This window comes from Cohnella faecalis (assembly GCF_003570905.1).
GTDB lineage: Bacteria > Bacillota > Bacilli > Paenibacillales > Paenibacillaceae > Cohnella > Cohnella faecalis.
Genome location: NZ_QXJM01000057.1, coordinates 1 through 14,489 on the forward strand (window position 1 = coordinate 1; position 14,489 = coordinate 14,489).

Below are 14,489 nucleotides of genomic sequence, written 5' to 3' on the forward strand. Positions count from 1 at the left end.
GCAAAATTTTCCCTCGGTAGGACTCTTCGACGAGCGAATGAATTTGACTGACCATATGGTTGACGCCCCGTGCTCAATATCCCGATTTCATCCTTGCCGCGCTTGGAAACGAACGTCCAAATCGCCCATCTGCACTTTTTTTCATCGGGATCAGCATTCTTTTGATCGGACGTGTAATCGTTTGAGCGAAAATGCGGGCAAGCACGAAGGCGAACAGCAAAATGACCAAGGTAACGACGATCATCCATTCCCTTATCATGCGGCTGTCTTCGTAGAGCTTATCGAGAGAGATGATGCCTACGGTTTTCCAGCCCGTATACTCGGAGGTTCGAAAGGATACAAAATACCGCTCTCCCCCTATGGTCTGGATGGAGGAGCCTGAAGAGAAAGCCGCGATTTGCCGGATTTCCTCGACGGCTTGCGGTTGCCCGAAAGGCTCCGAAGCGATAACCGGGCTCCCGTTCTCGTCCATAAGCAGCACCGCCCCGCTTTGGTCGAAATCGACGTTTTTCAGCAAGTCGGCGACCATCGACGATTTTAGGCTAATAATGACGGTGCCAAGCGGTTTGACCGCCGTCTGCAGCTCGTTTATTTCGCGGACGGCATACAGCAGCCCGTGCTCTTGGGCGTCGTTCAGCCACTTCGTTTTCCCGCGATAAACGGAAGCCATCTCCACAAATTGCTTGGGAGTCGGTCCGTTTCCTTGCTCGTTGAAGCTGCTTGGAACTTTAACTACGAGGCCGTTGTTGCCGTATATTTCAATGGAACGCATGATTTGGCTGTTATAGTGGGTGATCATGATCGATTCGATTTCGTTCACGGCGGCGATTGTTTCCCTCTCGCTCATGGCGCCCATATCCGTGTTGAATACGCGCTGGATCGTTTGATCGAAAGCCAGAATGCCGGAAAGGTCATCGATCCGCTCCAAGGTGTAATCCACGCTGGTCGAAATTTGCTGCACGGTTTCCACGTTGTATCGGCTCGTTTTTTTTCCGAAGATGGCCGACGATTTGTAGTAAGAGGAAATTCCTATGCCAAGTACGGATGCGATGATGACCACGACGAAACAGAGAAATATTTTATCCTGGATTTTCAAGTCGATGAATCCCCGATACAGCCTTCTCATGATGCCCATGCCCTCAGCCCCTGCGCGGTTGTTGCCGAATATGAATCAAGCATACAGGCTCGTCCGCGTCTTGGACAGCCTGTATGCCGAAAATGAAGATAACCTCATTCAGCGAAACGAAAGCTCGATCATCTGATGTCCCGTAATCTTGGGAACCTTAAACTCGACTCGGCCTTGTCGGGTCTCGAAAGCTAACGGAACGTTCCCGGAACGAGCGATACCGACTTTACGGGACGATCCTCACGGACCGAAATCGCGGTGTCGTAGAGAGGGATGACATCTTCCACGATATCCATGACCTTGCTGCGACGCTCCGGAATGTAGTGCAGCAGATGAACCACCTGTCGGGCTTCCTCCTCTTGCCTGTTCACTGTCGCGATGACCGTCGAAGGTCCGTCATGCTTGAGCAAAGGATCCGGCAGCAGCATGTCGATCGCGTTCCGAACCATTTGCTTCACCCACAAAGGCGCATTGTCATGATACTGGGTAAATACCGGATGGATGAAATAAATGACCCGGCCGCGCTTCACTATCGCCGGATATCCGATCTTGCCCGAGGAAGGCGAATGCAGGTGCGAGCTGAAATGCTCGAAAGATCGATTGAACACCGATGTGACGGCATCGACCAGCACTTCGCCGCCTTCCGATGCTTCCACCCAAGCACCCTGCTTGTACATGACGTGCTCCGCTTGATCCAACCCTTTGCCAACCTCTCCCTTAGGAACGACGAAATCCGGACTGTAAGGCGCATTGCCTTTGAAAATGACGCCCCATTCCGTTAAGGCAAACGAGTCTTTGTCCGGAGCAAGACCCGATTCGAAAGAGGCGATAACGCTGCCGCCCTCTTCAAGATATTGCTTCAGCCGCTGTGCGAAAGCATCGGAAACCGGTATGACGTCCGGAAGGATGAGCAGCCGGTATTTCGAGAAATCGGCCTCCGAGTCGATGAAATCGAATTGGTGTCCGCTCTCCTGCAGCAAGCGGCACACCCCTTCCGACGCTTCGGGCAAGTTGCCGGTATCCGCGCCGTGAAACTCCTCCGGAGTAAAGACGCCGATATCCGTCACAGCCGTTACGTTGCGGCACCACGGCTCCTTCTTCTCTACTTCAGCGTACACTTCTCCGATCCGTTTATACATCGGGACTGAGAGGACGCCGGACGGTTCGAGCTGGTCGCCGATGCTGCACTTGGCGCCTTGCGCCAGCATGTTGTAACACTCGAATTCCAAAGCCGCCTTGTTACGGTATGAGGAATTGTCCCCCCACGACGTATGGAATCTTCCGGTCATGCCGACCGTTTCGATGCCAAGAGTCCGGATGTACTTCACCGATACCGGGAAATCCATGTATCCCCAAGGCCCGCCCGGAAGAGATTCGAATGCGGCATAGGTGTAGTTGTCCAGTACCGGCTTGTCTACCCGGCCTACATGTCCTTTGTTATAGAAAATATTGTAGTCCGGGTTGAAGGAACGCACCTGTTCGCTCATATCCCGCACCCATTCATGATAGGTATCCTCGGCGTAGCGCTGCCGGTCTTCCGCGTTTTTCGGATTCAAGCCCGCAGCCTTCATCCCTTTCAAGCAAGAAGGGCAAACGCACTCCACCACGAACGAAGCGTCGAACCATACGCCCTCTGCGGGAATCTCCTCCATCACTTCCTGGAGGTTCTCCTTCAAAAATTTGCGATACCCCGTATTCACGCAAAGATTCCGGTAAAAACCAGCCTCGAGGTAACCTCTCTTCTCGTGGTCGCTGTAACGGCCTTCCGCATCGATCGCCACCCATTCCGGGTGCTCCGTATACGAATAGACATCCCAGCGAACCGTTATATACAGATTTACGTGAATGCCGCGTTTGCGGCAAGCTTCCGCCTGCTGCTTAAGAATATCCCGTCCTTTCAGATGGAGATGTACGCGTTCCGAAAACTTTTTGGAGTCGTAGTACATCATCCCGTGGTGGCATCGAACGAACAGGTTGATGGAATCGACCCTTGCTTCATCCAGCGTAGCCGCAAACCGTTCGGCGTCGAAGTCGTTGCCTACTCCTTCAATCAGCTCGCTCGTATGGAAATCCAAGTGTATTTGGCGAAACTTTACTTCGTTGACTGACATGCTCATATCCTCCCCAATCCTACGATTTCACTGCGCCGGCTGTCATTCCGGAAATAATGCTCTTGCTGAGAAAAAAGTACACAATGAACGTCGGCGTTACGGTAAGCATGATGGCCGAGAAGGTCGCTCCCCAGTCCGTCATGCCGTAATTGCCTACATAATCGCGCAATCCCAAGGTGACGGTCAGCAAGCTCTTGGAGTTCAAGAAGGTGAACGGAAAAATAAATTCGTTCCAGGCGAACACGCCGTATAAGGTGGCGACCGTCACTACAATGTTGGCCGCCATCGGAAGCACGATGCTTACGAACAATCGGTACATCGAAGCGCCGTCCATGACAGCCGATTCCATCACTTCATTCGGCAAATACTTATAGAAGGAGACGAACAGGAAGATGGACACCGGCAAGCCGAAGCCGATCTGCGGCAAAATAACGCTCGTATACGTGTTAAGAAGATGCAGGTCCCGGAAGATCTGATAAAGCGGAATCAGCGTCACCTGAATGGGAACCATGATCCCGAACAAGAAGAACAGAAGCCCCGCCTTTCTGAAGCGAAATCTCAGCTTTTCCAACGCAAATCCGGCCATGGAGCTGAGAACCAGAATGCCCGCGAGAACAAAAACGACAACGATCAGACTGTTCCGGAAGTAGAGAAGCAGGTCGCTTTTGAGAATCGCGTTCACGTAATTGTCCAGATACAACGATTTGGGCAAAGCAAACGGATTGGAGCCAACCCGGAATTCATCGATTGTTTTGAAGCTGGAAACCAGAACCCACAGGATGGGGAAAATCTGGATGGCCAGCATGACGAGCAGCAGGGCCGGGAACAGGAAACGCCCGACCGATCTGCGCAGCGTTTCCATATTAATCATCCTTTTTCATTTGGAAGATTTGCATAACGAGTCCGACCAAGAGAAAACACTCAACGGCGATGAACACGGCAATCGCGCTGCCATACCCGTAATACATGCTGCTGAACGCTTGCTTATACATATAGGTGGCGACCAATTCGCTGGAAGTGCCGGGCCCGCCATACGTCAACAAGTACGGGATATCGAAGGACTTCAACGATCCGTTCAATACAAGAATGATGCTAGTAAAAATAATGCCTTTGATCATCGGGAGCTTAATATATCGATATAATTTCCATCCGGATGCTCCATCCATCCGCGCCGCTTCGATGACCTCTTCCGATATGCTGATGAGAGCGGAATAGAAAATCACCATATACACAGCCGCGAACTTGTAGCCCTCCGCGATTGCCACGATGAGCAGCGAACGGTGGGGATCGGACAACCATTCGGAATCCAGCATCGAGGGCTGGAACCAGCTCAAGAAATAGTTGAGCATGCCTACCGGATTGACGGAAAAGACGTTCTGAAAGATTTGAACGAGCGCAACCGTGGAAAGAACCACCGGCGCGAAATAGAGCGTCTGAAAAATCTCGCGGCCCGCTTGATCTTAGTTAACAAAACGGCAATGAATAAACCAACGGACACTTGAAAAACGACGTTCACGATCGTGAATACGATATTGTTCTTGAATACTTGCCAGAATACGTCGTCTTCCGTAAACATCCGAATGTAATTATCGAATCCCGTAAATTTCATCGGGGAAATGCCGTCCCATTCGTAAAAGCTGTAGACGGCGGACCAGCCGATCGGAGCAATACCGTAAAGACGTAGACCACTAATGCCGGCAATAGGAACACCGTTATATACGACTTGCGGCTCAAATATTTTTCCATTGTTCCTCATTCCCGACTTTATGGTTTAGCTTGAGAGGGAAAGGACAGCCGGAGGAGCCTTGCTTCTTTTCCTCCGGCGGCCCGCTCCTACGCGAGCTTATTTCTGGTCTTTGAAGAAGGAAGGCGCGTTCCGGCCGATCGCTTTGTCCACTTTCTCCGCGAATTCCTCCGGCGTAATGAGTCCGAGCGCCAATTCGTTAGCGGTCGATCCCACGACTTCATTGGAAGCCGGGTCCAGCTTATCGTCCCAGGAAACGCCGCCTTTAGCTACCGCTTCCAAGTCCAAAGAGAAATCTTTCGCCAGCTTGAACACATTAGAAGGAAGGTCTCCATTCATAGGCGAGAGATAGCCCCCAACATCGAATGCCGCTTGGTTATAATGCTCCACGACGAACTTGAAGAATCTTTTCGTTTCCGCATCGAACGTTTCTTTGTTGAACGCATACGCCAAGCCTGCCGTAATCGAGGTGTTCGGACCGTTATTCTCGGCTCCGGCCACCTCCGGGATGAAGAAGTATCCGATTTCGCCGCTGTCATATTTGTCCTTGAACTGCGCGAGCTCCCACGACCGTTGTAATGGATGACGGCATTGCCGCCCAGGAAAAAGTTCAAGTTTGCGTATAATCCATGCTGCTGAAGCCTTTTGGAAATACCCGCCCTTGCCGAGCGTGGAAAGCAAGTTCGCCGCTTTCATGCCGATTTCTCCGGTAAACTTTTCGTCCCCCGTCTTCAGCTTGTCGATGAATTCCGTATGGGTCAGACGAAGAGGATGAACGACAGGTAACGAACCAGCTGCCACATCTCCTTGCCGGATACCGCGATCGGCGTATAACCCTCCGCTTTCAGCTTCGCCGCCGCATCGACGAACTCGTCGAAGGTTGTAGGTACTTTAATGTTGTTTTCTTCGAACGGCTTCTTGTAATACCAGAAGGCTTCGCCGTATTTGCCCTCGGGAAGAGGTACAGGTTTCCGTCGCTAAAGGAAAGGAAATCGATAGCAGCTTTGTTGAACTCGTCGAACATGCCGAATTCCTGAAGCGTGGCTTTGATGTCCACCAGACGCCCTGCTTAGCCAGATTTTCGCTCAACAGTCCGTTCGGATTTTAAAGAAGTCCGGAAGCTGATTGCCCGATATAAGTTCTAAGCTTTTGAAAATATTGCGTGTCATTCGGAATCGACTCGATCTCCACTTCGAAATTCGGTTCACTTCTTTTGGTACTGATCGATCAACGATTTCATGACTCGGTAATCGGCATTGTTTTCGTTGCCCTTGGTGAAGAAACGGAGCTTTTTCTTGGTTGGCTGTCCGCTGACCCTGTATCGCTGTTAGAAGCGCCTGTGTCGATAGCTGTACCGCTTGGCGAGGCGTTGCTGTTCGAGCTTCCATTGCCGCACCCCGCAAGCAGGCTGACTGACAATACCAGAACTAAAGTGAGCACCCTAAAACCTTGAAGTTACGCATTCATATCCCCAATTTGTTGCCTAGGCTTCTATCGTAGCTACTGATTAACCGAACTTGATTATAGGATCGCCCCGACGAATCAGAGCATTTTGACTTGATCTATCAAAATTTGACCCGCAGATATCAAATCGGAGATGAAAGCTCGCATTGAGTCTCTTATCCGTCTATTGCCCAATGAGCAAAATTGCTCATTGGGCAATTTGACCTGATGCAGTCCGTCAAATGTAGCACAATATTGCCCAATGAGCAGCTCATGGCATTTCGGATAAGCCAATGCGACAAGCTTTCATCCATCCCGATTTTTACTGCCGGGTCTATTGATAGATCAAGTCAAAATGCTGATTTTTTTTCCGTCGGGCGATCCTATAATCAAGTTACCGTTAATCAGTAGCTACATAGAAGCCTAGGCAAATCAAATTGGATATGACATGCGTAACTTCAAGTTTTAGGGTGCTCACTTTAGTTCTGTATGTCAGTCACCTGCTTGCGGGTGCGCAATGGAAGCTCGAACAGCAACGCCTCGCCAAGCGTACAGCTATCGACACAGGCGCTTCTAACAGCGATACAGGGTCAGCGACAGCCAACCCAAGAAAAAGCTCCGTTTCTTCACCAAGGCAACAAAAACAATGCCGATTACCGAGTCATGAAATCGTTGATCGATCATACCAAAAAGAAGTGAACCCGAATTTCGAAGTGGAGATCGAGTCGATTCCGAATGACACGCAATATTTTCAAAAGCTTAGAACTTATATCGCGGGCAATCAGCTTCCGACTTCTTTAAAATCCCGAACGACTGTTGAGCGAAAATCTGGCTAAGCAGGCCGTCTGGTGGACATCAAAGCCACGCTTCAGGAATTCGCATGTTCGACGAGTTCAACAAAGCTGCTATCGATTTCCTTTCCTTTAGCGACGGAAACCTGTACCTCTTCCCCGAGGCAAATACGGCGAAGCCTTCTGGTATTACAAGAAGCCGTTCGAAGAAAACAACATTAAAGTACCTACAACCTTCGACGAGTTCGTCGATGCGGCGGCGAAGCTGAAAGCGGAGGTTATACGCCGATCGCGGTATCCGCAAGGAGATGTGGCAGCTGGTTCGTTACCTGTCGTTCATCCCTCTTCGTCTGACCCATACGGAATTCATCGACAAGCTGAAGACGGGGACGAAAAGTTTACCGGAGAAATCGGCATGAAAGCGGCGAACTTGCTTTCCACGCTCGGCAAGGCGGGTATTTCCAAAAAGGCTTCAGCAGCATGGATTATACGCAAACCTTGAACTTTTTCCTGGCGGCAATGCCGTCATCCATTACAACGGTCGTGGGAGCTCGCGCAGTTCAAGGACAAATATGACAGCGGCGAAATCGGATACTTCTTCATCCCGGAGGTGGCCGGAGCCGAGAATAACGGTCCGAACACCTCGATTACGGCAGGCTTGGCGTATGCGTTCAACAAAGAAACGTTCGATGCGGAAACGAAAAGATTCTTCAAGTTCGTCGTGGAGCATTATAACCAAGCGGCATTCGATGTTGGGGCTATCTCTCGCCTATGAATGGAGACCTTCCTTCTAATGTGTTCAAGCTGGCGAAAGATTTCTCTTTGGACTTGGAAGCGGTAGCTAAAGGCGGCGTTTCCTGGGACGATAAGCTGGACCCGGCTTCCAATGAAGTCGTGGGATCGACCGCTAACGAATTGGCGCTCGGACTCATTACGCCGGAGGAATTCGCGGAGAAAGTGGACAAAGCGATCGGCCGGAACGCGCCTTCCTTCTTCAAAGACCAGAAATAAGCTCGCGTAGGAGCGGGCCGCCGGAGGAAAAGAAGCAAGGCTCCTCCGGCTGTCCCTTTCCCTCTCAAGCTAAACCATAAAGTCGGGAATGAGGAACAATGGAAAAATATTTGAGCCGCAAGTCGTATATAACGGTGTTCCTATTGCCGGCATTAGTGGTCTACGTCTTTACGGTATTGCTCCCGATCGGCTGGTCCGCCGTCTACAGCTTTTACGAATGGGACGGCATTTCCCCGATGAAATTTACGGGATTCGATAATTACATTCGGATGTTTACGGAAGACGACGTATTCTGGCAAGTATTCAAGAACAATATCGTATTCACGATCGTGAACGTCGTTTTTCAAGTGTCCGTTGGTTTATTCATTGCCGTTTTGTTAACTAAGATCAAGCGGGGCCGCGAGATTTTTCAGACGCTCTATTTCGCGCCGGTGGTTCTTTCCACGGTTGCGCTCGTTCAAATCTTTCAGAACGTCTTTTCCGTCAATCCGGTAGGCATGCTCAACTATTTCTTGAGCTGGTTCCAGCCCTCGATGCTGGATTCCGAATGGTTGTCCGATCCCCACCGTTCGCTGCTCATCGTGGCAATCGCGGAGGGCTACAAGTTCGCGGCTGTGTATATGGTGATTTTCTATTCCGCTCTCATCAGCATATCGGAAGAGGTCATCGAAGCGGCGCGGATGGATGGAGCATCCGGATGGAAATTATATCGATATATTAAGCTCCCGATGATCAAAGGCATTATTTTTACTAGCATCATTCTTGTATTGAACGGATCGTTGAAGTCCTTCGATATCCCGTACTTGTTGACGTATGGCGGGCCCGGCACTTCCAGCGAATTGGTCGCCACCTATATGTATAAGCAAGCGTTCAGCAGCATGTATTACGGGTATGGCAGCGCGATTGCCGTGTTCATCGCCGTTGAGTGTTTTCTCTTGGTCGGACTCGTTATGCAAATCTTCCAAATGAAAAAGGATGATTAATATGGAAACGCTGCGCAGATCGGTCGGGCGTTTCCTGTTCCCGGCCCTGCTGCTCGTCATGCTGGCCATCCAGATTTTCCCCATCCTGTGGGTTCTGGTTTCCAGCTTCAAAACAATCGATGAATTCCGGGTTGGCTCCAATCCGTTTGCTTTGCCCAAATCGTTGTATCTGGACAATTACGTGAACGCGATTCTCAAAAGCGACCTGCTTCTCTACTTCCGGAACAGTCTGATCGTTGTCGTTTTTGTTCTCGCGGGCATTCTGGTTCTCAGCTCCATGGCCGGATTTGCGTTGGAAAAGCTGAGATTTCGCTTCAGAAAGGCGGGGCTTCTGTTCTTCTTGTTCGGGATCATGGTTCCCATTCAGGTGACGCTGATTCCGCTTTATCAGATCTTCCGGGACCTGCATCTTCTTAACACGTATACGAGCGTTATTTTGCCGCAGATCGGCTTCGGCTTGCCGGTGTCCATCTTCCTGTTCGTCTCCTTCTATAAGTATTTGCCGAATGAAGTGATGGAATCGGCTGTCATGGACGGCGCTTCGATGTACCGATTGTTCGTAAGCATCGTGCTTCCGATGGCGGCCAACATTGTAGTGACGGTCGCCACCTTATACGGCGTGTTCGCCTGGAACGAATTTATTTTTCCGTTCACCTTCTTGAACTCCAAGAGCTTGCTGACCGTCACCTTGGGATTGCGCGATTATGTAGGCAATTACGGCATGACGGACTGGGGAGCGACCTTCTCGGCCATCATGCTTACCGTAACGCCGACGTTCATTGTGTACTTTTTTCTCAGCAAGAGCATTATTTCCGGAATGACAGCCGGCGCAGTGAAATCGTAGGATTGGGGAGGATATGAGCATGTCAGTCAACGAAGTAAAGTTTCGCCAAATACACTTGGATTTCCATACGAGCGAGCTGATTGAAGGAGTAGGCAACGACTTCGACGCCGAACGGTTTGCGGCTACGCTGGATGAAGCAAGGGTCGATTCCATCAACCTGTTCGTTCGATGCCACCACGGGATGATGTACTACGACTCCAAAAAGTTTTCGGAACGCGTACATCTCCATCTGAAAGGACGGGATATTCTTAAGCAGCAGGCGGAAGCTTGCCGCAAACGCGGCATTCACGTAAATCTGTATATAACGGTTCGCTGGGATGTCTATTCGTATACGGAGCACCCGGAATGGGTGGCGATCGATGCGGAAGGCCGTTACAGCGACCACGAGAAGAGAGGTTACCTCGAGGCTGGTTTTTACCGGAATCTTTGCGTGAATACGGGGTATCGCAAATTTTTGAAGGAGAACCTCCAGGAAGTGATGGAGGAGATTCCCGCAGAGGGCGTATGGTTCGACGCTTCGTTCGTGGTGGAGTGCGTTTGCCCTTCTTGCTTGAAAGGGATGAAGGCTGCGGGCTTGAATCCGAAAAACGCGGAAGACCGGCAGCGCTACGCCGAGGATACCTATCATGAATGGGTGCGGGATATGAGCGAACAGGTGCGTTCCTTCAACCCGGACTACAATATTTTCTATAACAAAGGACATGTAGGCCGGGTAGACAAGCCGGTACTGGACAACTACACCTATGCCGCATTCGAATCTCTTCCGGGCGGGCCTTGGGATACATGGATTTCCCGGTATCGGTGAAGTACATCCGGACTCTTGGCATCGAAACGGTCGGCATGACCGGAAGATTCCATACGTCGTGGGGGACAATTCCTCATACCGTAACAAGGCGGCTTTGGAATTCGAGTGTTACAACATGCTGGCGCAAGGCGCCAAGTGCAGCATCGGCGACCAGCTCGAACCGTCCGGCGTCCTCTCAGTCCCGATGTATAAACGGATCGGAGAAGTGTACGCTGAAGTAGAGAAGAAGGAGCCGTGGTGCCGCAACGTAACGGCTGTGACGGATATCGGCGTCTTTACTCCGGAGGAGTTTCACGGCGCGGATACCGGCAACTTGCCCGAAGCGTCGGAAGGGTGTGCCGCTTGCTGCAGGAGAGCGGACACCAATTCGATTTCATCGACTCGGAGGCCGATTTCTCGAAATACCGGCTGCTCATCCTTCCGGACGTCATACCGGTTTCCGATGCTTTCGCACAGCGGCTGAAGCAATATCTTGAAGAGGGCGGCAGCGTTATCGCCTCTTTCGAATCGGGTCTTGCTCCGGACAAAGACTCGTTTGCCTTAACGGAATGGGGCGTCATTTTCAAAGGCAATGCGCCTTACAGTCCGGATTTCGTCGTTCCTAAGGGAGAGGTTGGCAAAGGGTTGGATCAAGCGGAGCACGTCATGTACAAGCAGGGTGCTTGGGTGGAAGCATCGGAAGGCGGCGAAGTGCTGGTCGATGCCGTCACATCGGTGTTCAATCGATCTTTCGAGCATTTCAGCTCGCACCTGCATTCGCCTTCCTCGGGCAAGATCGGATATCCGGCGATAGTGAAGCGCGGCCGGGTCATTTATTTCATCCATCCGGTATTTACCCAGTATCATGACAATGCGCCTTTGTGGGTGAAGCAAATGGTTCGGAACGCGATCGACATGCTGCTGCCGGATCCTTTGCTCAAGCATGACGGACCTTCGACGGTCATCGCGACAGTGAACAGGCAAGAGGAGGAAGCCCGACAGGTGGTTCATCTGCTGCACTACATTCCGGAGCGTCGCAGCAAGGTCATGGATATCGTGGAAGATGTCATCCCTCTCTACGACACCGCGATTTCGGTCCGTGAGGATCGTCCCGTAAAGTCGGTATCGCTCGTTCCGGGGAACGTTCCGTTAGCTTTCGAGACCCGACAAGGCCGAGTCGAGTTTAAGGTTCCCAAGATTACGGGACATCAGATGATCGAGCTTTCGTTTCGCTGAATGAGGTTATCTTCATTTTCGGCATACAGGCTGTCCAAGACGCGGACGAGCCTGTATGCTTGATTCATATTCGGCAACAACCGCGCAGGGGCTGAGGGCATGGGCATCATGAGAAGGCTGTATCGGGGATTCATCGACTTGAAAATCCAGGATAAAATATTTCTCTGTTTCGTCGTGGTCATCATCGCATCCGTACTTGGCATAGGAATTTCCTCTTACTACAAATCGTCGGCCATCTTCGGAAAAAAAACGAGCCGATACAACGTGGAAACCGTGCAGCAAATTTCGACCAGCGTGGATTACACCTTGGAGCGGATCGATGACCTTTCCGGCATTCTGGCTTTCGATCAAACGATCCAGCGCGTATTCAACACGGATATGGGCGCCATGAGCGAGAGGGAAACAATCGCCGCCGTGAACGAAATCGAATCGATCATGATCACCCACTATAACAGCCAAATCATGCGTTCCATTGAAATATACGGCAACAACGGCCTCGTAGTTAAAGTTCCAAGCAGCTTCAACGAGCAAGGAAACGGACCGACTCCCAAGCAATTTGTGGAGATGGCTTCCGTTTATCGCGGGAAAACGAAGTGGCTGAACGACGCCCAAGAGCACGGGCTGCTGTATGCCGTCCGCGAAATAAACGAGCTGCAGACGGCGGTCAAACCGCTTGGCACCGTCATTATTAGCCTAAAATCGTCGATGGTCGCCGACTTGCTGAAAAACGTCGATTTCGACCAAAGCGGGGCGGTGCTGCTTATGGACGAGAACGGGAGCCCGGTTATCGCTTCGGAGCCTTTCGGGCAACCGCAAGCCGTCGAGGAAATCCGGCAAATCGCGGCTTTCTCTTCAGGCTCCTCCATCCAGACCATAGGGGGAGAGCGGTATTTTGTATCCTTTCGAACCTCCGAGTATACGGGCTGGAAAACCGTAGGCATCATCTCTCTCGATAAGCTCTACGAAGACAGCCGCATGATAAGGGAATGGATGATCGTCGTTACCTTGGTCATTTTGCTGTTCGCCTTCGTGCTTGCCCGCATTTTCGCTCAAACGATTACACGTCCGATCAAAAGAATGCTGATCCCGATGAAAAAAGTGCAGATGGGCGATTGGACGTTTCGTTTCCAAGCGGCGGCAAGGATGAAATCGGGATATTGAGCACGGCGTCAACCATATGGTCAGTCAAATTCATTCGCTCGTCGAAGAGTCCTACCGAGGGAAAATTTTGCTCCAGCAATCCGAGCTTAAGGCGTTGCAAGCTCAAATCAATCCTCATTTCTTGTACAACACCTTGGAATCGATCAATTGGATGGCGAAGATGAATGGGGTTGACCCCATCTGCGGCATGGTGACCGCTCTGGGAGATTTGATGAGGATCAGCATCAATACGGAAAAGGAATTCATTACAGTCGAAGAAGAGATCAAATATATTTCGGATTATTTATACATTCAGAAAGTAAGGTTCGGGGATCGCGTCCAGGCCGATATCCGAATGGAAGACGAGCTGCTTCCCATCGTCATTCCGAAGCTCATTCTGCAGCCGATAGTGGAGAACGCTTTGCTGCATGGGGTTCAAATGAAAAAAAGGCCAAGGGTTAATTCGGGTCCGAGGGAGAAAAGCCGACGGCGGCGATATTATTTTCGAAGTCGAGGATAACGGGGGGTGCATGACCGCCAAACAAGCCGACGCGCTTCTGGCGGATGAAAGCATCGCCGATCCGCAAGCCAAAGGAAGCGGAATCGGCATTCGCAACGTGAATCAGCGCATTCGATACATTTTCGGCAAGGATTACGGGAACGGTCAATTCGGTTCCGGGAGAAGGGACAGTCGTCCGGATCCGTATCGCCTCTTCATTGCCAAAGGAGGCATAAGCAATGTTGAAAATGATCATCGTGGACGACGAGCCGTTGATTCGGGAAGGCTTGAAAAGCATGCCGTGGGAACGATGGGGCTGCATGGTCGCTGGCGAAGCGGAGGACGGAGAAGACGGTCTGGCTCTCGTGGAGGAGACGCGACCCCACTTCATCATTACGACATTCGGATGCCTGGGATGGATGGGCTCGTATTCTCCAAGACGGTCAAGGAGCGTTACCCGGAAGTTGAGATTCTGATGCTAACAGGCTACCAGACTTTGAATACGCCAAAACCGCGATGCATATCGGTATCCGCGACCTGTTGCTGAAGCCGACGAAGTTCGACGAATTGGAGAAAGCCGTGCGGAAATTGATCGTGGACATCCGTGACCGGGAGATGTCCCGCCGCGAACACGATAGGCTGAGAGATCAAAATGCGCTCGGCGCTGCCCCTGCTCAAAAACAAGCTGGTGCACGATTTGCTTCACGGATATTTGTACGCCCCTAATGTAATCAAGGATAGGTTGGCTTCGTTCGATATCCAAATCGCCGCTATGCC

The 14,489-nt window shown here is 51.1% G+C and carries 17 protein-coding genes; 10 read left to right on the forward strand and 7 right to left on the reverse strand.

What is annotated here, in order from left to right; genetic code table 11:
• Positions 1 to 73: 73 nt before the first annotated feature.
• The 7 genes from D3H35_RS29110 to D3H35_RS33225 all read right to left on the reverse strand — a co-directional run bounded on the left by D3H35_RS29110 (position 74) and on the right by D3H35_RS33225 (position 6,038).
• Positions 74 to 1,135 (reverse strand): cache domain-containing sensor histidine kinase, encoded by a 1,062-nt coding sequence (locus D3H35_RS29110; protein ID WP_119152583.1) that lies wholly within the window; start codon positions 1,133 to 1,135, stop codon positions 74 to 76.
• A 182-nt stretch (positions 1,136 to 1,317) separates the two neighbouring features.
• Positions 1,318 to 3,237, reverse strand: coding sequence for an alpha-amylase family protein (locus tag D3H35_RS29115; protein ID WP_199728645.1), 1,920 nt, complete (start codon positions 3,235 to 3,237; stop codon positions 1,318 to 1,320).
• A 19-nt stretch (positions 3,238 to 3,256) separates the two neighbouring features.
• Entirely contained in the window at positions 3,257 to 4,099 is an 843-nt protein-coding gene (locus tag D3H35_RS29120) for a carbohydrate ABC transporter permease (RefSeq protein ID WP_119151988.1), read from the reverse strand.
• 1 nt (position 4,100) lies between these two features.
• Positions 4,101 to 4,679 carry a carbohydrate ABC transporter permease gene (locus tag D3H35_RS29125; RefSeq protein ID WP_119152584.1) on the reverse strand — a complete coding sequence of 193 codons (579 nt, stop codon included), beginning with the start codon at positions 4,677 to 4,679 and terminating at the stop codon, positions 4,101 to 4,103.
• Positions 4,680 to 5,080: 401 nt separating this feature from the next.
• The gene (locus D3H35_RS29135) at positions 5,081 to 5,782 is read right to left on the reverse strand and encodes a hypothetical protein (RefSeq protein ID WP_119152586.1); all 702 of its coding nucleotides are present in this window, start codon (positions 5,780 to 5,782) and stop codon (positions 5,081 to 5,083) included.
• Positions 5,740 to 5,877, reverse strand: a complete 138-nt coding sequence (locus tag D3H35_RS35225) for a hypothetical protein (protein WP_411675192.1) — start codon at positions 5,875 to 5,877, stop codon at positions 5,740 to 5,742. The genes D3H35_RS29135 and D3H35_RS35225 overlap by 43 nt, the downstream gene beginning before the upstream one ends.
• On the reverse strand, positions 5,826 to 6,038 hold the full coding sequence (locus tag D3H35_RS33225; RefSeq protein WP_233568233.1) for a hypothetical protein: 213 nt from the start codon (positions 6,036 to 6,038) through the stop codon (positions 5,826 to 5,828). The genes D3H35_RS35225 and D3H35_RS33225 overlap by 52 nt, the downstream gene beginning before the upstream one ends.
• Before the next feature lie 823 nt (positions 6,039 to 6,861).
• On the opposite strand from D3H35_RS33225, the gene D3H35_RS30485 reads away from it, so the two are divergent.
• From D3H35_RS30485 to D3H35_RS29180, 10 genes are all read left to right on the forward strand, one after another.
• Positions 6,862 to 7,260 (forward strand): hypothetical protein, encoded by a 399-nt coding sequence (locus D3H35_RS30485; protein ID WP_147355982.1) that lies wholly within the window; start codon positions 6,862 to 6,864, stop codon positions 7,258 to 7,260.
• A gap of 750 nt (positions 7,261 to 8,010) precedes the next feature.
• Positions 8,011 to 8,226 (forward strand): hypothetical protein, encoded by a 216-nt coding sequence (locus tag D3H35_RS29150; protein WP_119152587.1) that lies wholly within the window; start codon positions 8,011 to 8,013, stop codon positions 8,224 to 8,226.
• 98 nt (positions 8,227 to 8,324) lie between these two features.
• Positions 8,325 to 9,209, forward strand: coding sequence for a carbohydrate ABC transporter permease (locus tag D3H35_RS29155; RefSeq protein WP_119152588.1), 885 nt, complete (start codon positions 8,325 to 8,327; stop codon positions 9,207 to 9,209).
• Position 9,210: 1 nt separating this feature from the next.
• Positions 9,211 to 10,053, forward strand: a complete 843-nt coding sequence (locus tag D3H35_RS29160; RefSeq protein ID WP_119151988.1) for a carbohydrate ABC transporter permease — start codon at positions 9,211 to 9,213, stop codon at positions 10,051 to 10,053.
• A gap of 19 nt (positions 10,054 to 10,072) precedes the next feature.
• Positions 10,073 to 10,858 carry an alpha-L-fucosidase gene (locus tag D3H35_RS31555; RefSeq protein WP_199728646.1) on the forward strand — a complete coding sequence of 262 codons (786 nt, stop codon included), beginning with the start codon at positions 10,073 to 10,075 and terminating at the stop codon, positions 10,856 to 10,858.
• Between the two features lie 115 nt (positions 10,859 to 10,973).
• A complete protein-coding gene (locus D3H35_RS33230) occupies positions 10,974 to 11,321 on the forward strand; it encodes a hypothetical protein (protein ID WP_233568234.1) in 348 nt (115 codons plus the stop codon).
• A complete protein-coding gene (locus D3H35_RS31560; protein WP_233568235.1) occupies positions 11,204 to 12,073 on the forward strand; it encodes a beta-galactosidase trimerization domain-containing protein in 870 nt (289 codons plus the stop codon). The genes D3H35_RS33230 and D3H35_RS31560 overlap by 118 nt, the downstream gene beginning before the upstream one ends.
• Before the next feature lie 99 nt (positions 12,074 to 12,172).
• Positions 12,173 to 13,234, forward strand: a complete 1,062-nt coding sequence (locus D3H35_RS29170) for a cache domain-containing sensor histidine kinase (RefSeq protein WP_119152589.1) — start codon at positions 12,173 to 12,175, stop codon at positions 13,232 to 13,234.
• A gap of 16 nt (positions 13,235 to 13,250) precedes the next feature.
• Entirely contained in the window at positions 13,251 to 13,733 is a 483-nt protein-coding gene (locus D3H35_RS29175) for a sensor histidine kinase (protein WP_119152590.1), read from the forward strand.
• Positions 13,734 to 13,951: 218 nt separating this feature from the next.
• Positions 13,952 to 14,188 carry a response regulator gene (locus D3H35_RS29180; protein WP_119152591.1) on the forward strand — a complete coding sequence of 79 codons (237 nt, stop codon included), beginning with the start codon at positions 13,952 to 13,954 and terminating at the stop codon, positions 14,186 to 14,188.
• Positions 14,189 to 14,489: the final 301 nt, after the last annotated feature.